Raw genomic sequence first — 18,698 nt, 5'->3', positions numbered from 1 at the left:
AAGACCGCTCTTATTTTTCGATCTTCGCGTCGTTTTGCATTTCTTCGATCTCGTCCGTCACTTCCGAACCGCCTTGGACCGTTTCTTCGATCGGACGCTCTTTGGGATGTTTCGCGAAGAAATTCAAGAGTTTGTTATCCATCGTCTCGATGATCCCTTTCTTGTTCAGGATCGCCAAAAGGACGATGACGCCCGCGAGGATCCCGAAGCCGATCGCAAGCGTGATACCCGCGCTCGCGCCGTAAGAATGCCCGACCTTCGTGGAACAAATGAAGCCCATCGCGAGGTAGACGACACCCGACATCAAAGCGACGATCGTCGCATAGGGAAGTTGGGTCTTAACGTGATCGATATGATTGCACTGCGCGCCGGAAGACGCCATAATCGTCGTGTCCGAGATCGGGCTGACGTGATCGCCGTAAACCGCGCCCGCGAGAACGGCGGACATCGTAAGGAAGAACAAGCCTTCGCTCGTCGTCGCGGACATGACCGCGGTCGAGATCGGGATCAAGACGCCGAAGGTTCCCCAAGAAGTTCCCGTCGCGAAAGAAAGCAGGCAAGCGATCAGGAAGAAGACGAAGGGGATCACGCCGAGCGCCATACTGTCCGCCGTGATATTCGCCTGAACGAACGCTTTTGCGTTGAGCGTTCCGTCCGCGACCACTTTGCCGAAATCGTCGAGACCCGCGCCCTTCGCGCCCATAATGCCGCCGAGCGTCCAAGCGAAAGTCAAAATAAGGATTGCGGGGACCATCGACTTAAAGCCGTCCACGATGGATTCCATACTCGCCTTAAAAGTGATCGCTTTGGTCACGAGGTAGAAGACGAGCGTAATGACGAGCGCGATGAAAGAGCCCATCGCGAGCGCGGAGCCCGCGTCGCAGTTGCTGAACGCTTCGAGGACGTTCTTCGATTGAACCGCCGTCCCGACGACGCACGCGTCCCAATCATAGAAAAAGCCGTTATAGATCATCGCGCCGACGCAGCAGACGATCAACGTAACGATCGGGAAGACGAGGTTAATGACCTTGCCTTTGACTTTCTCGTCCGCTTCTACGTCCTTGGTCGGAAGATCGGTCTCGCCCGCGAGGAGGTCTCCCGTTTCTTTCGCGATCTTTTCGTTTCTTCTCATTTTGAAGAAGTCCAAACGCAGCAAAACGGTCAAAACCATAAAGCCGATCGTAAGGAGCGCGTACATATTAAAGGGGATCGTTTTGATGAACGCGACGATACCGCCGTCCGCATAGCCCGCGACCGCCGCCGCCCAAGAAGAGATCGGGGCGATGATGCAGACGGGAGCCGCCGTCGCGTCGATAAGATACGCGAGCTTCGCGTGAGAGACCTTGTGTTTATCCGTCACGGGGCGCATCGCGTTTCCGACGGTCAGGCAGTTAAAGTAGTCGTCCACGAAGATCAACGCGCCGAGACCGACGGTCGCGAGTTCCGCGCCTCTCTTGGTCTTGATCTTACCGGTCGCCCATTCGCCGTACGCCTTCGAACCGCCCGTCTTGACCATAAGGACGGCGAAGATGCCGAGAATAACGAGGAAGATCAAAATGCCGCCGTTGCCGCCGAGTTGACCGCCCATCGTTATAAACAAATTGCTAATCGCCTCGATCGGGTTTCCGCCCGCGAGGAACATTGCGCCCGCGAAAATACCTGCGAAAAGCGAGAGATAAACCTGCTTCGTCACAAGCGCGAGCACGATCGCGATGATTGCGGGCACGAACGCCCAAAAAGTACCTACCATATTTTTCTCCTTTCGCGCCTTGCGGCGCATTGTGATCGATCAGACGCTTTTCAATAAAAAAAGCGGCGCGAAGAGCCGCCCGCCAAACCGAAGAAGTCCCGTCCGATAGCTCTCCGCCTTTCCGGCGACAGTCCGCGAGATATTCTCTCGCGCCCCGGGATCAAACGGTCACAGGTTTCGTTTTCACCCTCGGCGCGTCCTCCTTTCCCGCCGCAAACGAGCCTGCTTTGCGGTTTATCATAAGACGCGCGCCTCTATCCGAATAAAAGAAGTATACTCGTTCTCGCCCTTTTCGTCAAGACTTTTCCTTTTTTTTCTCCCGATCACGGGGGCGCGCCTTCTTTACACGAACCTTTTATATATGGTATAATAACAAATAGTTTTGATAAAGGCGGCGTATGATTTTTTCCAAAATAAAAGAAAGTTTAGCTTCGACTCTGCCCATCGCGATCCTCGTCGCGATCCTTTCTTTTACCCTTGCGCCCTTGCCTTTGCGCCTTTTCTTTTCCTTTCTGATCGGTTGCGCGCTCGTGATCGCGGGAATGAGTTTATTCTCGATCGGCGCGGAAGTCGCGATGATCCCGATCGGCGAAATGGTCGGTTCCACGACGACGAAGACACGAAATCTTACCCTGATCATCGTCGTCGCGCTTTTGATCGGAATGATCATAACGGTCGCCGAACCCGATCTCTCCGTCCTCGCTTCGGGGCTTTCCTCATCGATCAATAAATGGCTTTTGATCGCCCTCGTCGCGGTCGGCGTCGGCGTGTTTTTGGCGCTTTCGATGCTCCGCGTGATCTTCGGGATCTCCCTTCGCCTTCTTTTGATCGTCTCTTACGCCCTCGTCTTCGCGCTCGCGCTCCTCTTGACCTTGCTCGGAAAAGAAGCGTTCCTGCCTCTTTCTTTTGACAGCGGCGGCGTAACGACCGGTCCGATGACCGTTCCGTTCGTCATCGCGATGGGCGTCGGCGTTTCCGCGATCGGCGGCAGGACGGGAACGGACGAAAGTTTCGGCTTCGTCGCGCTCGCGTCGATCGGACCTCTTCTCTCCGTTATGTTGCTCGGGCTTTTCTCGGACGTTTCGGCGGTACGCGCCGAAACGGAGATCCTCTCCGGTCCTCTTCTTCGGGTCTACGGACTGACTTTCCTGAATCAACTTCGCGACATGGCGATCGCGATCGGACCGATCGCCGTCTTCTTCCTGATCTTTCGCTTTTCCGCAAACAAGAATTTGCCCGTTTTGGCGTTTTGGCGCATCGTTTTCGGCTTGCTGTACACCTATCTCGGGCTCGTCCTCTTTATGACGGGCGCGCACGCGGGTTTCAGCGCGGCGGGCGAAGAGATCGGAAGGCGGCTCGGCGAAAATCACGGCTACGTCCTTCTTCCGCTCGGCTGTCTGATCGGTTTTATGATCGTTGCGGCGGAACCCGCCGTCCACGTCCTGAACGATCAGATCGAAAAGATCAGCGGCGGCGCGATCAAAAAGACGCACGTCCTTTTGACCTTGATGATCGGCGTCGGGCTGTCCGTCGGGCTTTCGATGCTCCGCATCCTTTTCCGATTCAGCATTTGGTGGCTCGTCCTCCCCGGCTACGCCATCGCGATCCTGCTTTCCTTTTTTACGCCGAAGAGTTACACGGCGATCGCGTTTGACAGCGGCGGCGTCGCGAGCGGGCCGATGACGGCGACTTTTCTTCTCCCTCTTGCGGCGGGCGCGTGTCTCGCGATCAACGGAGAAGAGGATATCATCAAATACGCCTATGGGCTCGTGGCGATGGTCGCGATGTCTCCGCTGATCGTTCTGCAAGGGCTCGGGCTTACCGTAACTTTGAGAGCGAAACTCGCGGAAAAGAAGAAAACGGAAGCGCCTCGGATCCCCGCCCCCGCCTTTGCTGCGGAAGAGATCGAAGAATTGCCCGAGCTCTCCGCGGAGCCCGCCTCCGCGCTTGAAGAAGTCGGCGCGATTAACGCTCCCGCCGAAATCGCGGAGCAACAATCCGAAGAAATCGAGATCATCGACCTCGATTAAAGGAGAAACTATGGAAAAGAAAACGAGATTGAGTTTGGTCGTCGCGATCGTCGAACGCGGAAAGGCAGACGCCGTAAGCGCCTATTTTTCCGACCGCGCTTTCGGATTCGTGGCGATGCTCGGACACGGAACGGCGAAGCAGCAGTGGCTCAACCTCCTCGGGATCGGGGATATAAACAAAGATTTGGTCGCGTTCCTCGTCAATTCGGAGCTCGTTCCGGACGTCAAAGGCGCGCTGGAAGAACGGTTTCACATCGGAAAAGGAGGCGGGGTCGCGTTTACCCTGCACGTTCAAAGCATCGCGGACAAGAGGGTCCTCTCCTGTTTCGCGGAAGAAGCGGAGGTTTGATATGGAAGAAGTACAATGCAGTTTGATCGTCGTCGTCGTCAATAAAGGATTTGCCGATCTCGTCATGGACGCGGCGCGCGCTTCGGGCGCGACGGGCGGAACGATCATGACGGGTCGCGGCACGGGCGGCGAAAAAGCCAAGCGTTTCTTCGCGATGAACATTCAGGAAGAAAAAGAAGTCGCGATCATCCTCGTCAAAGAGGAGATCCGCGCGGACGTCATGAAAGAGATCTCGAAGGCCGTAGGGCTCGACACGCCGGGACGCGGCATCGTCTTTTCTCTCCCCGTCGAGGAGAGTTTCGGCTTGACTTTCGTTCCCTTCAAAGAAGAGGGCTAAGAATCGTTTGCCCCTTCGCGCGTTTCGTGATAGAATAATTTCGAGGTAAGACGTATGAAAAGGACTTTTATCAAAGATTTGTATTTTAATACCCCTTCTTCGGGCGAAGAACTCCTCGTCTGCGGTTGGATCAAAACCATTCGCAACGATAAATTCATCGAACTTTCGGACGGCACCTGCTTCAATAAGCTCCAAGTCGTCGCGGAAAAAGAAAATCTCGCGAATTTCGACGAGGTCGTCAAGCAGAACGTAGGCGCGGCGATCCGCGTCAAAGGCGAATTCGTTTTGACCCCCGAAGCCAAGCAACCCTTCGAGCTTCTCGCGAAAGAGATCGTCATCGAAGGCGCTTCCACCCCCGATTTCCCGATCCAAAAGAAAGCGGCGTCCTTGGAATTCTTGCGCGAGCAAGCCTATCTCCGCCCGCGGACGAACACCTTTAACGCGGTCTTCCGCATCCGCTCCGTCCTCGCGCAGGCGATCCACCGCTATTTTGCCGATCACGGATTTATTTACGTCCACACGCCGATCGTCACCGCGAGCGACTGCGAAGGCGCGGGCGAAATGTTTCAGATCACGACCCTCGATATGAACGACGTCCCGAGGACGGATAAGGGCGAGATCGATTATTCCAAAGATTTCTTCGGCAAAAAGACCAGTTTGACCGTCTCCGGTCAGCTCAACGTCGAAACCTTCTGCATGGCGTTCAGTAACGTCTATACGTTCGGTCCCACCTTCCGCGCCGAAAACAGCAACACCTCGCGCCACGCCGCGGAGTTTTGGATGATCGAGCCGGAAATCGCGTTCGCCGACCTCAAAGACAATATGGCGCTCGTGGAAGACCTTTTGAAATTCTCCGTCCGCTACACCTTGGATCGTTGCGCGCAGGATATCGAGTTTTTGAATAAGTTCGTCGATAAAGACCTTTTGAATCGCTTAAACAAAATGCTCGATCTCAAATTCAAAGAAGTCAAGTACACCGAAGCGATCAAGATCCTGCAAGAATGCGGTGAAAAATTCGAGTATCCCGTCTACTGGGGATGCGACCTGCAATCCGAGCACGAGCGTTATCTGACCGAAAAGCACTTTAAGCGCCCGATCTTCCTGACCGACTATCCGAAAGATATCAAGGCGTTCTATATGCGTATGAACGAGGACGGCAAGACCGTCGCGGCGATGGACCTTCTCGTCCCCGGAATCGGCGAACTCGTCGGCGGAAGCCAAAGAGAAGAAAGGCTCGATTACCTCGACAAGAGAATGGACGAGCTCGGTCTCAAAAAAGAGGATTATTGGTGGTACAGAAATCTCCGCGTCTACGGCGGAACGAAGCACTCAGGCTTCGGTATCGGCTTCGAAAGGCTCGTTATGTACGTCACGGGAATCCAAAACATCCGCGACGTGCTTCCCTTCCCGCGCACCGTTAAAAACGCGGAGTTTTAAGCGAACGAAAAACCAATCTGCTTTATGGCAAGAGACAAAGCGGCGAAGAAACGTACATAGATGCGCTCGGTTCGCCGCTTTTTGTTGCATATCTCAGACCATACGTCGCGCATCGCTTTTACCTTTCACATTCAAATGGAGCTACTTTATTGATGAATAATAATGAGTTACGACAGATCATACAAAATGCGATTCACGTTTTTAATCGCCGCCATAAGTATTTAATTGAAAACGATGTAAGCGAACGTTGTATTTGTTCTTCATTTGCGCGTTGCATAGAGGACGAATTACCGACTACCGAAGAATTCCGCAATATATCTGTTGACGTCGAATATAACCGAGGCTCAAACGGAAATGAGGGCGACCCAAAAATATTAAATGGCAAAAATATTGTTGTCGATTTGATTGTTCATAAGCGTGGATTCGATAATCATTACGGTATGTTTAACTTAATCTGTATTGAAATGAAAAAGTCCACGGATCGTCGCGGATATAATGATGACATCAACCGCTTAAAATGTTTGGTAAGTAAAGATTACGGATTTGTTTATAGATGTGGGTTTATGATCGTGATCGATATGCAAAATCAAGAACTCATAATACAATCCGAATTCTTTTTATTTGATAACGAATAAGAAAAGCGCGGATTCATTCCGCGCTTTTCTTTTGTTGATTTAATCAAAGTTATTCTTTGTCTTTCTTCTCGGTCGGTTCGTCCGCGGGATCGGCGGAAAGAACGGTTTCCTCTTCCGCGGGAAGCGCAATCGGCTCCTCTTCCGCTTTTTCGGGGACGATCTCGACGGGAGGAACGAGGGTTTCCGCAGATGCGGACGGTTCTTTCTTCTCGGTCTTATCTTTTTTCAGGATCTCTTCGACCGACGCGCCCTCGAACAAGGCGTCCACTTCGTCCTTGAAGATCGTTTCCTTTTCGTAAAGAAGGGTGACCATCTTTTCCATAATTTCGCGGTGGCGGCTCAAAATGCCGAGCGCGCGCTTATAGGCTTCGTCGATGATCTTTTTGATCTCGTCATCCACGACGCCGGACATCGTCTCGCTGACGTCGCTATGCTGCCCGTAGGTCTTTCCGATGAAGACCTCGCGGTCGCTTCCGAGGTACATATTCCCGATCACGTCGCTCATACCCCATTCGGAGACCATCGAACGGGCGATCGAGGACGCGCGCTGGATATCGTTGCTCGCGCCGGTCGAAATGTCCTTTATGACGATCTCTTCCGCCGCCCTGCCGCCGAGCATCATGCAAATCTCGTCGAGGAGCTTATTCTTCGTAACGTGATTGTCGTCCGTTTCGGGGCGCGTCAGCGTGTAGCCTGCCGCCATTCCGCGAGGGATGATCGAGACTTCCTGAACCTCGTCGCAGTTTTCGAGGACCTTCGCGACGATCGCGTGACCGCTTTCGTGATAGGCGGTAATGCGCTTATCCGTCTCGGTAACGACGCGGCTCTTCTTTTGCGGGCCCATAATGACCTTGTTGATCCCTTCGAGGATATCCTGCATCAAGATCACGCGGCGGTTCGCTCTCGCGGCGAGGATCGCGGCTTCGTTCAAAAGGTTCGCGATGTCCGCGCCCGTAAAGCCGATCGTCAGCCTCGCGACGGTCTTGAAATCGATATCGCCCGAAAGGGGCTTATTGCGCGAATGGACGCGCATAATTTCTTCTCTTCCTTTGACGTCGGGCGCGTTGACGTAGATCTGACGATCGAATCTGCCCGGACGGAGAAGCGCGGGATCCAAAATATCCGCGCGGTTGGTCGCCGCCATGACGATGACGCCGTCGTTCGGCTCGAAGCCGTCCATTTGGACGAGGAGTTGGTTCAAAGTCTGCTCTCTCTCGTCATGGCCGCCGCCGAGACCCGCGCCGCGCTGTCTGCCGACCGCATCGATCTCGTCGATAAAGACGATACACGGCATATTCTTTTTCGCTTGAATGAAAAGATCGCGCACGCGAGACGCGCCCACGCCGACGAACATCTCGACGAAATCACTGCCGCTTATGCTGAAAAACGGGACGCCCGCTTCGCCCGCGACCGCTTTCGCGAACAAGGTCTTACCCGTTCCCGGAGGACCGACGAGCAAAACGCCTTTCGGAATCCTTGCGCCGACTTCTTGGAATTTCGCGGGAGCGCGCAGAAACTCCACGATCTCTTTCAGCTCTTCCTTTTCCTCTTCCGCGCCGGCTACGTCCGAAAATCTCTCTTTTACGTTGCCCGTAACGCGCGCTTTGGTCGCGCCGAAACTCATCGCTTTGTTATTCGCGCTCATATTCTGTCGATTCAAAATAAAGAGCAAGACGCCGACGAGGACGATCCCGATGACGAAAGGCAAAAGGGAGATCCAAATGCTGTTTTTCGAGGGATCGTTATAGACGATCGCGGGGACCGCCGCCGCCCTTCCTTCATCCACGTACTCATAGATCTTGTCGATCGGGTCGGAACGATTCGGGACGTAGACGAATGCGTCCGGATTGTTGGAAATGGACTTCGACTTCGTGCCGACGTACAGCACGTTCATTTTGTAATTGCCTTCGACGTATACGCTTTTGACCTTTCCATCGCCGAGTTTCTTGAAAAATTCGTCGTACGAAAGCTCTTCGGGATGCTGGACGAACAGCTCCACGAGAATCACGACGAGCACGATGCAAAGGATGATCGTTATAATGACGCTTGCCGTCCTTGACGCCTTGCTTCTGAACATTTATGCCTCCAAAACGGTCTTCTTTCCGAAAAAGAAGATACTTTTTTCGATAGTATATTATATCATAGCGGAAACCATTATTCAACAAAAGTTTTTTAATTTTCGGAAAGCGGCGATCGAGCGCGCTTCCTGCGGGGAATTTCGTCGCCGCGAAGACGAAAGCGAGAGCTCTTCGATTACACGCCGCCGAGGACCGCGTTGATCGCTCGCGCGATCGTCGCCGCGATCTCTGAAACGAATTCGAACGGAACCGCGAGAAGCGCGGAGACCACGTCCTTCGGATCGCTCTCTTTCGCGACGATCCCGACGATCCCGAGATCTCCGACCGCATCCGATTTCCGATTCAGCGCGCCGCCCGCCTTTACGCCCCCTCTTTTGAGGCGGATCTTCCCGACGTCCGATTCTTTCCCGAGCGCGGCGTCCACCGCGATCAAAGCGGAACCCGCGTGACGCTTTTTGATCATTTTGACGTAGGAATCGAGATTAACGCCGTTTACGCTTTCGCCGACCGCGCCGTAGACGGGGACGGGCAGATCGTAGTCCTCCCGAAGCGCGCTACCGACGAGAGGTCCGAGCATATCGCCCGACACCTTGTCGCTCCCGATACAGATCACAACCGTTTCTTTTCTCATATCAAAAGTATGACCGCGCGAAAACCGAGCAATACCTTTCGCCCTGCGTTTTTCCGAAAATACGAACTTTGCAAGAGTGAGGTTTTTTACTCTCAAATCGAAATCTTCTTTTTACGTTTTCCCTTTTTTATCTCTCATTTTTTCAAGTGTGTATTGACATCGTTCTTGATTTTTTGATATTATTAAGGAAATTTAATAAATTCTATCAACAATATAGAATAAAGGAGATAGCTATGCTTTGTGTGAACGCACCCCGCAAGCCGATGGCAAGGATCCACATTCTCGTGTCCCTTATCCTCGTCCTCGTCTGCACCTTCCTCGCCTTTATGCCGCTGACGAAGATCGTCGTCACGGAAAAGACGAAAACTTCCATTGAAAACCTATTCGAGTATATCGAAAGTCAGTCGTCCGGTGAATCCGCCGAAGAGCAGAAAGCGGCGATCCGTAAGCTGATGGATTCCTTGGATCTCGAAAACGCTTCCGTCGAAATATCCGTCTTGAATATGATTTCCTCCGTAAAACCCATCTTCAAAATCGGGACCGTTATGGGAGAAATATTGAAAAACGTCAATGACAGCGCAAAAATGGAAGAGATCGGGAAAAAGGTCAAAGACATTTTCGTCAATGAAGACGGCGAGATCCGCGAGGAATTAAGAGACCTCGTGATCGTACTTTCGGCGCTCTCGGGTCCGATGATTCCCGACGATCCTTCTTCGATGGATGATGGAAAAGTCGGCGAAATGCTCGCTTCGGGCATCCCCTCGGTGATCGGAGTCTTTTTGGCGGAGCTCCTTTCTTTGATTCTCCCGATCGTCTTCTTCATCCTTGCCCTCGTGACCCTGATCGGCGCGCTCGCAAACTTGAAAGACCCCGTGATCGGCGCGGCGAAACTTTCGAAGAGGATGCCGAAGATCGTCGTTCACCCGTTGACCGTCATTCTCGCTGCGGGGCTCAGCGATTCCGTCGTTCCCACGAATTTCACTTGGATCATGGTGATTCTTTCGGGCGTCGGCACTCTCGTCAATATCGCGTTCACGAGGCTTCACGCTTGGGACAAAAAGGAGATCCGCTATGCGAACGCCGTTCAAGCCGTCTCCCTTTTCTCGATCGGCGCGTTCGTCTTCTTCTTCCTGAATCTTTTGAAATCGGGCGTGTTCTCGAACTTTATCGGGAAACTCATCCTCTTCTTCTCGAACAAGAATAAGATCAATCTTGACGTCATCATCGACATCGCGATGATCGGAGTCGCGACCTTCTTCGCTTTGATCTCGACCAAGTATCTCGCGAAAACGCTCCGAAGGATCTCTCTCTCCTGCTCCCCGAAGAAAAACGGCGGCGCGCACTGCACGCACCTCGTGTACGCGCTCTTCCTTTTCTCCGTCTCCGTCCTTCCGATGATGGCGCTGGGTTCGACCGCGAATAACGGCGGATCCTTTCTTTCCGTCAGTCCCGAGCAAGAGTACGCGCTCCTCTTCGAATTCATCGCCGTCGCCTTGATGGCCCTTACCGAAATCGTCCTTCTCATCCTGCGTAAGAGCTTCGGCAAAGGTTTGACGAAAGCGCAAATCGCGGATATCTTGACGAACGTCTCCGAGAACACCGGAGCGGCGGAAGTCGAAAGCGGCGCGGAAGACTCGGCGACGACCGAAGAACCCGCCTCGGAAAATGCGACCGAAGAACCCGCGGAGAACGCGGAAAATGTGACCGAAGAACCCGCCGAGAGCGCGGAAGCCGCTCTTGAAACCGCGGAAGAGATCCCCGTTGAAGACGCGACGGGAGAAGAGACTCCCGCGGAAAGCGACGCATCTCAGGACAAAGAATAATCGGAGGGAAAAAACAATGAAAAAGAAACTTATTTCGATCCTTTTTATCGCAATCGTCCTTACCCTTTCCCTCGCGCTTTTCTGCGGTTGTTTCTTTGAAAATCTCTCGATCATCAGCGGTAAACTGAGCGGAGAAGCCCTCGAAGCGCTCTCCGCGCTCGCCGCAGGCGACGAAGAAGAATCTTCCTCGAATATGCCGACCAACTTTACGCAGATCAACAAAGTCTCCTATTCCATGGGCGCGAACGCAGCCGAAGTAACGAGCGTCTACAAAGTCACCGAAAGCGCTATCTTTTGGAGCGTAACCACCGTCTCGAACGGCGTAACGCAGACCGACGAAGGCTATCTCGAAGCGGACGAAGGCTTCTATTTCGTCTACGCCAGAGACGTCAACTCGAACGAATGGAAGGTCGGCGCGGTGGACGAAGAAACCTTCAAAGCCTACTGTTCCCAAAGATCGAACGGCGTCAGCGAAGACACGAGAGCGAATCTTTTCAACGGAAAGAACTACAAAAGCGTCGGGAAAAAGTATAAGTACACAGGACCCGAAGTCTATATCATTTTCAATCAAACGAAAATGGTGATAGACGTAGAAGGTTTGTTCGTTAAAGACGGCGGCGTCGAGATCAAATGCAAAGCGCACCCCGAAATGACCGCCGAACAAAAAGCGGAAGCCGAAGCGGCGGGCTACAACGTAAATATGCCCGTTTCGTACAGCGTAACGAGCGTAGGTTCCACGACGATCACATTCCCGAAAGTCTCGAACCCCTCGTATAAAAACGAGTATAAAAGCCAACACTGATCTCACCGAAACCATAAAGAAAGGAAAGCCGAGAGCGATCTCGGCTTTTTTTTCGCGAATCAATCCTGCCTTGCAAGGCAAAGACGCCGCCTTTCCGCTTCCCTTCTTTTCCCTGCGCGCGGAATGAAATATTATGTTGCATTTTGTCTTTTGATTATTATATAATAGCCTTATGGGTATTATGGATTTTGTTATAATCGGCTTAACCGTTGCGTTTGCCGTCATAGGATTGATCAAAGGCGGAGCAAAATTGTTCTTCGGATTATTTATGATCCTCGTGATCGCCGTCGGCGCCGCGTTTATTTCGTCGCTGGTCTGTCCTTTGTTTTTGAAAACCGGGAAAGGAAACGAGGTAAAATTCACTCCTCCCGCGACCGTTTTGATGAATCCGATCGGAAACGCACTGCCGAAAGGCGGAGAGTTCGGCGATTTACTTGATACTCCCGTTAAATACAAGGAAGACGGCGCGCTGTACGTCGGCGAGAAGGCGTTGAAAGAGATCGTCTCGGAGAAAGTTCCCTACGTCGGTTCTTTCGTCGCTCCTTTGGCGGAAAAAGCAGCCGTTCCGAGCGATTCGCTCCGCAAATCTTTATCCTTTGTCATCGTTAAATATATCTACGAGTTCGTCGTTTGGTTGATCCTCGGCATCGCGCTTTTGATCCTCCGAAACGTCATCCGCAAAAAGATCTATCGGTTCTTGGATCACAATTCGGGTCCGAGCAAGATCGATCGCGTGCTCGGCGTTATTATGATGGTCGCCGTCCTGCTCGCCGTGTTCTGGGGCGCGGGGCTCGCCATCGCCCATTTCGACGACGGCGAGGGAAACTGGGCGCACACCGCGGACACCTTCCTCTTGAACGGCGTAATTTCCGAGCCGCTCTTCAAAAACAATCCTCTTTTGAAAATCATCAACGTAACCCTTCCGGTGACCGCCGCCGCGACGGAGTAATATGAAAAAGGTATTCTATCCGCTCGATTTATCCGCGCTCGCTTATCCGATGATGCAAACGAAGCGCACGCAGAGCAACTTCCGTTTCTCCGCGACTTTGATCGAGCCCGTCCGACCCGACGCGCTTACTCGCGCTCTCGAAGAGGTCTTGCCTCTTTATCCGAATTTCAAATCGAAGATCAAAAGCGGCTTCTTTTGGCACAAACTGCAAGCGTCGGAAGATCCCGTCCTCGTCACCGAAGACGCCGCGCCCCCTCTTTCTCCCTTGAAAAAAACCGACACGAACGGCTACCCCTTCCGCTTGGCTTACGCGGAAAACGAAGTCGTTCTCGAAGTCTTTCACGCGGTCACGGACGGCAATATCGGCGCGTTCTTTTTATCCGACCTCTTGACGAGATACGCCGAGATCGTCTCGGAAACGAAAGAGAAAACCGATCTTTCGAGAGGACTCACGCTTTCCGACGCGTTTATTACCTACGCGAAAAAGAAATCCCTTCGCAAGATCTCGATCAAAAGCTATAACGGAAGAAGCGTCATCGCGCTCGGAAAAAAGGGAAATTACTCCCCCGTTCCCCGCTTGATCTCCGAAGAGATCGACCTTCCCCGCCTGAAAATCAAAGCGAAAGAAGCCGAATCGACGATCACCGAATACATCGCCGCCTGCTACGTTACGGCGATCCTCGAAGATTACGAAGCGCCGCTCAAAAAGCCGCTTTCTCTCTTCGTCCCCGTCAATTTGCGCAGGTTCTTCCCCTCGGACACTTTGCAGAATTTCGTTTGCTTCGAAAGGATCAACGTGGAAAAAGGCGCGAGCGATCTTTCTTTCCCCGCGATTTTGGAAACGGTCAAAGCGCAGTTCCGCAAAAAGATCACGAAGGAAGGAATGCAGCGCCGCGTGGACGACATCAACAAGTGTTTCCGTCTGCCCCTCGTCAAATTCATCCCCTTATGCATCAAACGCCCCGCTTTCCAGCTCGTCAAAAAGATCATCGACAAGGTTCGCCAGACCGCGATCCTTTCCAACGTCGGCGTGATCGAGCTTTCCCCCGTGGCGGCGAGCGTCGTCAAAGATATTCGCTTCTTCCTGAACATCAGCCGAAACACCCCGCTGAACGTCGCGGTCGTTTCCTACGCGGGAAGATGCCGCGTGGATATGACCTGCGGGCTGAAAAGGACGGAGATCCCCGATCGTTTCTTCGCGCTGTTGAACAAATGATCAGAAGATAAAGAAACAAGCGATTCCGAGGACAAAAGTGTAGAAACAAAAGGGCTTTGCGCCCTTTTTTATTTTTCGCAGCATAAACCGCAGCGCAAAGACGCCGCTCAAAAACGCGGCGAACGCCGCGAGAAGAATTTCGGGAAGCCCCGCTCCGTCCACCCGAAAGCCGCTTTCGATTCCTTCGAGGAGAAATCCGCCCGCGATAACGGGGATCGACAGGAGAAAAGAAAACCCGACGGCTTTTTCCCTCTCCACGCCCGACAGGCGGAGAAAGGAGATCGTCGCGCCGCTTCTGGAAACGCCGGGAAGAACCGCGATCCCCTGCGCGATCCCCGTTAAAAACGCGTTTTTCGCCCCGATCTTCAACAGCCGATCGGACGGCGCGAAACGCTCCCCGAGAAAAAGGATCGCCGCGGTCAAAAGAAACCCGAATCCGAGCATCTCGCCGAGAAGAAGCGAAGGAAAAAAGCGCGAGATCAAAAGCGCGATCGCCGCGGTCGGCAGAGACGCAAGCGCGACGTATTTCAGATCGGACGAAAGAAGATGGCGGATCATCTCCCAAACCTCTTTCCGCATCACGACGAGGACCGCGGCGAGCGTGGCGAGATGCAAGATCAAATTGAAAAAGACGGACGGCGGCGCGACCGATAATTTTTCGAGAAGGAGCAAATGCCCGCTGCTCGAAACGGGAAGAAACTCCGTCAGTCCCTGCGTCAATCCGATTAAAATCGCCTTAAAAAACCTCATATTTCCGTCTCCCTATGGTTTTGCTCTTTTTTAATTGCTTTCCGCGCGCGGAAAAGATATAATTATTTACGAAATATCGAAGGCTTTTATGCCGAAGGAAGTGCGAAAAAATGAAACTCGGTATCGTAGGGCTCCCCAACGTGGGAAAATCCACATTGTTCAACGCGATCACCTCTGCGGGCGCGGAATGCCAGAACTATCCGTTCTGCACGATCGAGCCGAACGTAGGCGTCGTCCCCGTCCCCGATAAGCGCGTAGACGATCTCGCGGCGCTTTATTCTTCCAAGAAAGTGACGCCCGCCGTCCTCGAATTCGTGGACATCGCAGGGCTCGTAAAAGGCGCGTCCAAGGGCGAAGGGCTCGGAAACAAATTCCTTTCCCACATTCGCGAAGTGGACGCGATCACGCACGTCGTCCGTTGCTACGACGATCCGAACGTGACCCACGTCGAAGGCAGGATCTCCCCGAAGGACGACATTTCGATCATCGACACCGAGCTCGTCCTTTCCGACCTCGAAAGCGTAGAAAAGCGTCTGCAAAAGGTCAAGACCCAAGCGAAAAGCGGCGATAAAAAATATCTCCCCGAGATCGAGATGCTCGAAAAGATGTACGCGCACCTTTCCGAAGGCGAGCCGGGCAGAAGCCTCCCCCAGACGGACGAGGAAAAAGAGTTCTACGACTCCCTCTTCCTTTTGACGACCAAAAAGGTCATCTACGTCGCGAATATCGCGGAAGGAGACGTAAACAAGGAAGACAACGATTACGTCAAGCAAGTCCGCGCGATCGCGGATAAAGAAGGCGCAAAGGTCATCAAACTCTGCGCGAAGGTCGAAGCGGAGCTTTCCGCTTTGGATAAAGAGGATCGCGAAATGTTCCGCGAGGAACTCGGGCTCAAAGAAAGCGGGCTTTCGATGCTGATCAAAGCGGGCTACGAACTTCTCGGCTTGATCTCCTATCTGACCGCGGGCGAGAAAGAGACGCGCGCTTGGACGATCACGAAGGGGACGAAAGCGCCGCAAGCCGCCGGAAAGATCCACACCGATTTCGAAAAAGGATTCATTCGCGCGGAAGTCGTCTCTTACGAAGAGCTTATGGAATGCGGCTCTCTGACGGTCGCGAAAGAAAAAGGCAAAGTACGCAGCGAAGGAAAGGATTACGTTATGAAAGACGGCGACGTGGTCCTGTTTAGGTTTAACGTATAATATGAATAATAACGAAAAAATCGCAAAACTCATCCATATAGACGGCGTTTCGGAAGAAGAGATCCTCTCCCTTTTGACAGCCCCGAAAGACCTCGCGTTCGCGGACGTGGCTCTCCCCTGCTTCCGCTTTGCGAAAGCGCTTCGGAAATCCCCCGCGGACATCGCGAAAGGGCTTGCGGAAGAGATCTCGGCTTCTCTCCCCGATTTCCTTTTATCCTGCTCCGCGCTGAACGGATATCTGAACTTCAAATTTTCGAGAGAAGACCTCGCGAAGAGCACCCTCTTAAAGGTTTTGAACGAAAAAGAGAATTACGGAAAATCGAACGAAGGCGCGGGAAAGACGATCTGCATCGACTTTTCTTCCGTCAACATCGCGAAGCCTTTCCACATCGGGCACCTTTCTTCGACGGTCATCGGCGGCGCGCTCGCACGCGCATTCTCCTTCCTCGGCTATAACGTCGTCCGCATCAATCACCTCGGCGATTGGGGCACGCAATTCGGGAAAATGATCGTTGCCTACAAGAAATGGGGCAACGAGGAAGAGGTCGAAAAAGGCGGCGTAAAAGCCCTGCACAAGCTGTACGTCCGCTTCCACCAAGAAGCGGAGACGGACGAATCGCTGAACGATCTCGGTCGCGCCTATTTCAAAAAGATCGAGGACGGCGATCCCGAAGCCCTCGCGCTCTTTGAAAAATTCAAGCGCATCAGCCTTGCGGAAGCGAAACGCGTCTACGATCGCCTCGGCATCGAATTCGACAGCTACGCGGGCGAAAGCTTCTACAACGATAAAATGCAGCCCGTCCTCGACAAGCTGACCGAAAAAGGGCTTCTCGTCGATTCGGAAGGCGCGAAAGTCGTCAACGTAGGCGACGATATGCCCCCTTGCCTGCTCGTCCGTTCGGACGGCGCGACCCTTTACGCGACCCGCGACCTCGCGGCGGCGTATTACAGAAAAAACACCTACGATTTTTATAAATGCCTGTACGTCGTGGCGTATCAGCAAAACCTGCACTTCAAGCAGGTCTTCACCGTCTTAAAGCTTCTCGGCGAACCGTGGGCAAAAGATCTCGAACACGTCGCGTTCGGAATGGTCTCCCTCGCGGACGGGACGATGAGCAGCCGCCAAGGCAAAGTCGTCTACCTCGAAGACGTTTTAAATTCCGCCGTACAAAAAGCGCGAGACATCATCACGGAAAAAAGCCCGAATCTCGAAAATAAGGACGAGATCGCGGAGCAGATCGGCGTCGGCGCGGTCATCTTCGGCGCGCTGATCAATAACCGCATCAAAGACATTACGTTCAGCTACGACAAAGTCCTGAACTTTGACGGCGAGACCTGCCCCTACGTTCAATACACGCACGCGCGCGCGTCCAGCCTTCTCGAAAAAGCAGGCGCGTTCGATATCGAAAAAGCGGACTTCACGAGCCTCGAAAACGCGCACGAGCTGATCAGTCTCATCGCGGGCTTTTCCGACGCGGTTCGCATAGCCGCGGAAAAGCGCGAGCCCAGCGTCATTACGCGCCACGCCATAGACGTCGCGGAGAGCTTTAACAAGTATTATATCGACAACCGCATTTTGAACGCGGAAAACGGCGTTAAAGAAGCGAGACTCGCGCTGACCTTCGCCGTCCGCCAAGTCTTAAACAACGCTTTGACTCTTCTCGGGATCGCGGCGCCGGACAAAATGTAAATTCAGTCGCTTTCGACGAACCGCCCCGCTTCTCCTCTCGGATCGGCGGGGCTTTTTTATGCCCGCTTACTTCTTTCTTTCGATTTCGGACAAGAGTTCGGCGTACTCCGCGACCCTCTCCTTTCGAATCGGCATCGGTTTCCGGTTATCGAAAAAGAGGACGAGCGGATTTTCGAGCTTTCCCCAGACGTCGAAAAAGCGCGCGGACGTCAAATGCCCTTCTCGGATCAGTCTTTTCGCTACGGCGTGATAATTATAGTACATAGCGTCAGTATGTGCGAAAACAAAAAAAAACGCGCTACAATCCGCGATTTGCGAATGGTAGCGCGTTTTATGATCCTTGAATACCGATCGAAGGTTATTCGTCGTCCTCGTCGTCCATCGGAGGTTCGTCGTCCTCGTCGTCCTCGACGTCGTCCACGTTCATATCGAAGCCGAGAAGCGCGTCTTCGTCTTCTTCGTCCTGATATTCCTCGATCTCGTCCTCTTCTTCATCGTCGTCCGCAAACTCATCGTCCACGTCTTCGTCGGAGATCGGCGTATCGAGCTCCTCATCCTCTTCGAGATCTTCGTTCTCTTCCTCGATCTTGTCCTCATCCCAATCTTCATCGTCCTCGTGGAGCGCCTTCAAGCGATCGAGGTCCTGCTTGCAGTTCTCGCAATAATCCATATCTTCCGAGATCAAAGCGCCGCAACGGGGGCAAGTCTTCGTCAGAAGATCGTCCTCTTCCTCAACGGGGATAATTCCGTGCAATTCGTCTTTACAAACGCTGCAATAGTCTTCGTCTTCCAAAATATAGTTCAATTCGCAACGCGGACACAGTTTGTACTTCGGCATAGACATTCTCCTTTTCGGCGTTTGCCGTTTTCGCCATTATTATATGGATAAATGAAATATTTGTAAACCCTTTTTTATAAAAACGCCGTATTTTTTTGAAGCCACCAAATGGGCATTCTTATATTATACGAAAAAACTTCGGAATTTTCCGAAGTTTTTATAATAAAAGCGCCCGACGAAA

The 18,698-nt window shown here is 52.9% G+C and carries 17 protein-coding genes; 11 read left to right on the top strand and 6 right to left on the bottom strand.

The features are described 5' to 3' along the window. Positions 1-10 precede the first annotated feature (10 nt). Complete coding sequence (locus tag K5753_04645) at positions 11-1,750, bottom strand: Na+/H+ antiporter NhaC family protein (GenBank protein MCR4726492.1); 1,740 nt, start codon at positions 1,748-1,750, stop codon at positions 11-13. 398 nt (positions 1,751-2,148) lie between these two features. Here K5753_04645 and K5753_04640 point away from each other — a divergent pair, with 398 nt between their 5' ends. The 5 genes from K5753_04640 to K5753_04620 all read left to right on the top strand — a co-directional run bounded on the left by K5753_04640 (position 2,149) and on the right by K5753_04620 (position 6,538). Further along, on the top strand, positions 2,149-3,780 hold the full coding sequence (locus tag K5753_04640) for a DUF1538 domain-containing protein (GenBank protein ID MCR4726491.1): 1,632 nt from the start codon (positions 2,149-2,151) through the stop codon (positions 3,778-3,780). Between the two features lie 10 nt (positions 3,781-3,790). Beyond that, entirely contained in the window at positions 3,791-4,129 is a 339-nt protein-coding gene (locus tag K5753_04635; protein ID MCR4726490.1) for a hypothetical protein, read from the top strand. Position 4,130: 1 nt separating this feature from the next. Beyond that, positions 4,131-4,466, top strand: coding sequence for a P-II family nitrogen regulator (locus K5753_04630; protein MCR4726489.1), 336 nt, complete (start codon positions 4,131-4,133; stop codon positions 4,464-4,466). A gap of 54 nt (positions 4,467-4,520) precedes the next feature. After that, complete coding sequence (gene asnS, locus K5753_04625) at positions 4,521-5,903, top strand: asparagine--tRNA ligase (protein ID MCR4726488.1); 1,383 nt, start codon at positions 4,521-4,523, stop codon at positions 5,901-5,903. 152 nt (positions 5,904-6,055) lie between these two features. Next, positions 6,056-6,538: a hypothetical protein gene (locus K5753_04620; GenBank protein MCR4726487.1), complete on the top strand. Its 483-nt coding sequence runs from the start codon at positions 6,056-6,058 to the stop codon at positions 6,536-6,538. 49 nt (positions 6,539-6,587) lie between these two features. On the opposite strand, the gene ftsH is transcribed toward K5753_04620, so the two are convergent. Further along, the gene (gene ftsH / locus K5753_04615) at positions 6,588-8,615 is read right to left on the bottom strand and encodes an ATP-dependent zinc metalloprotease FtsH (GenBank protein MCR4726486.1); all 2,028 of its coding nucleotides are present in this window, start codon (positions 8,613-8,615) and stop codon (positions 6,588-6,590) included. A gap of 176 nt (positions 8,616-8,791) precedes the next feature. After that, the gene (yyaC, locus tag K5753_04610; GenBank protein ID MCR4726485.1) at positions 8,792-9,343 is read right to left on the bottom strand and encodes a spore protease YyaC; all 552 of its coding nucleotides are present in this window, start codon (positions 9,341-9,343) and stop codon (positions 8,792-8,794) included. 137 nt (positions 9,344-9,480) lie between these two features. On the opposite strand from yyaC, the gene K5753_04605 reads away from it, so the two are divergent. The 4 genes from K5753_04605 (at position 9,481) to K5753_04590 (ending at position 14,037) form a co-directional block, all read left to right on the top strand. Beyond that, positions 9,481-11,070, top strand: a complete 1,590-nt coding sequence (locus K5753_04605; GenBank protein ID MCR4726484.1) for a hypothetical protein — start codon at positions 9,481-9,483, stop codon at positions 11,068-11,070. 16 nt (positions 11,071-11,086) lie between these two features. Continuing rightward, positions 11,087-11,872: a hypothetical protein gene (locus K5753_04600; protein MCR4726483.1), complete on the top strand. Its 786-nt coding sequence runs from the start codon at positions 11,087-11,089 to the stop codon at positions 11,870-11,872. A 181-nt stretch (positions 11,873-12,053) separates the two neighbouring features. After that, positions 12,054-12,821: a hypothetical protein gene (locus tag K5753_04595; protein ID MCR4726482.1), complete on the top strand. Its 768-nt coding sequence runs from the start codon at positions 12,054-12,056 to the stop codon at positions 12,819-12,821. A gap of 1 nt (position 12,822) precedes the next feature. Next, a complete protein-coding gene (locus K5753_04590; protein MCR4726481.1) occupies positions 12,823-14,037 on the top strand; it encodes a hypothetical protein in 1,215 nt (404 codons plus the stop codon). Here K5753_04590 and K5753_04585 read toward each other — a convergent pair whose 3' ends face one another. Then, on the bottom strand, positions 14,038-14,787 hold the full coding sequence (locus K5753_04585; protein MCR4726480.1) for an undecaprenyl-diphosphate phosphatase: 750 nt from the start codon (positions 14,785-14,787) through the stop codon (positions 14,038-14,040). It abuts the gene before it with no gap. A gap of 110 nt (positions 14,788-14,897) precedes the next feature. Between K5753_04585 and ychF the strand changes: the two genes are divergently transcribed. Both ychF and argS read left to right on the top strand, forming a co-directional pair. Continuing rightward, positions 14,898-15,989: a redox-regulated ATPase YchF gene (ychF, locus tag K5753_04580; GenBank protein ID MCR4726479.1), complete on the top strand. Its 1,092-nt coding sequence runs from the start codon at positions 14,898-14,900 to the stop codon at positions 15,987-15,989. Position 15,990: 1 nt separating this feature from the next. Then, positions 15,991-17,679, top strand: a complete 1,689-nt coding sequence (gene argS / locus K5753_04575) for an arginine--tRNA ligase (protein MCR4726478.1) — start codon at positions 15,991-15,993, stop codon at positions 17,677-17,679. 66 nt (positions 17,680-17,745) lie between these two features. Here the strand turns inward: argS and K5753_04570 are convergent, their stop codons facing one another. Together K5753_04570 and K5753_04565 are read right to left on the bottom strand one after the other, a co-directional pair. Then, positions 17,746-17,943 (bottom strand): thermostable hemolysin delta-VPH, encoded by a 198-nt coding sequence (locus tag K5753_04570; protein ID MCR4726477.1) that lies wholly within the window; start codon positions 17,941-17,943, stop codon positions 17,746-17,748. A gap of 94 nt (positions 17,944-18,037) precedes the next feature. Then, the gene (locus K5753_04565) at positions 18,038-18,517 is read right to left on the bottom strand and encodes a hypothetical protein (GenBank protein MCR4726476.1); all 480 of its coding nucleotides are present in this window, start codon (positions 18,515-18,517) and stop codon (positions 18,038-18,040) included. Between the last annotated feature and the right edge of the window lie 181 nt (positions 18,518-18,698).

It is taken from the genome of Clostridia bacterium, from assembly GCA_024685775.1.
Lineage (GTDB): Bacteria > Bacillota > Clostridia > Christensenellales > CAG-1252 > CAG-1252.
Note: the sequence above shows the minus strand (reverse complement) of the source record. Positions and strands in the feature narration are given on the sequence as shown.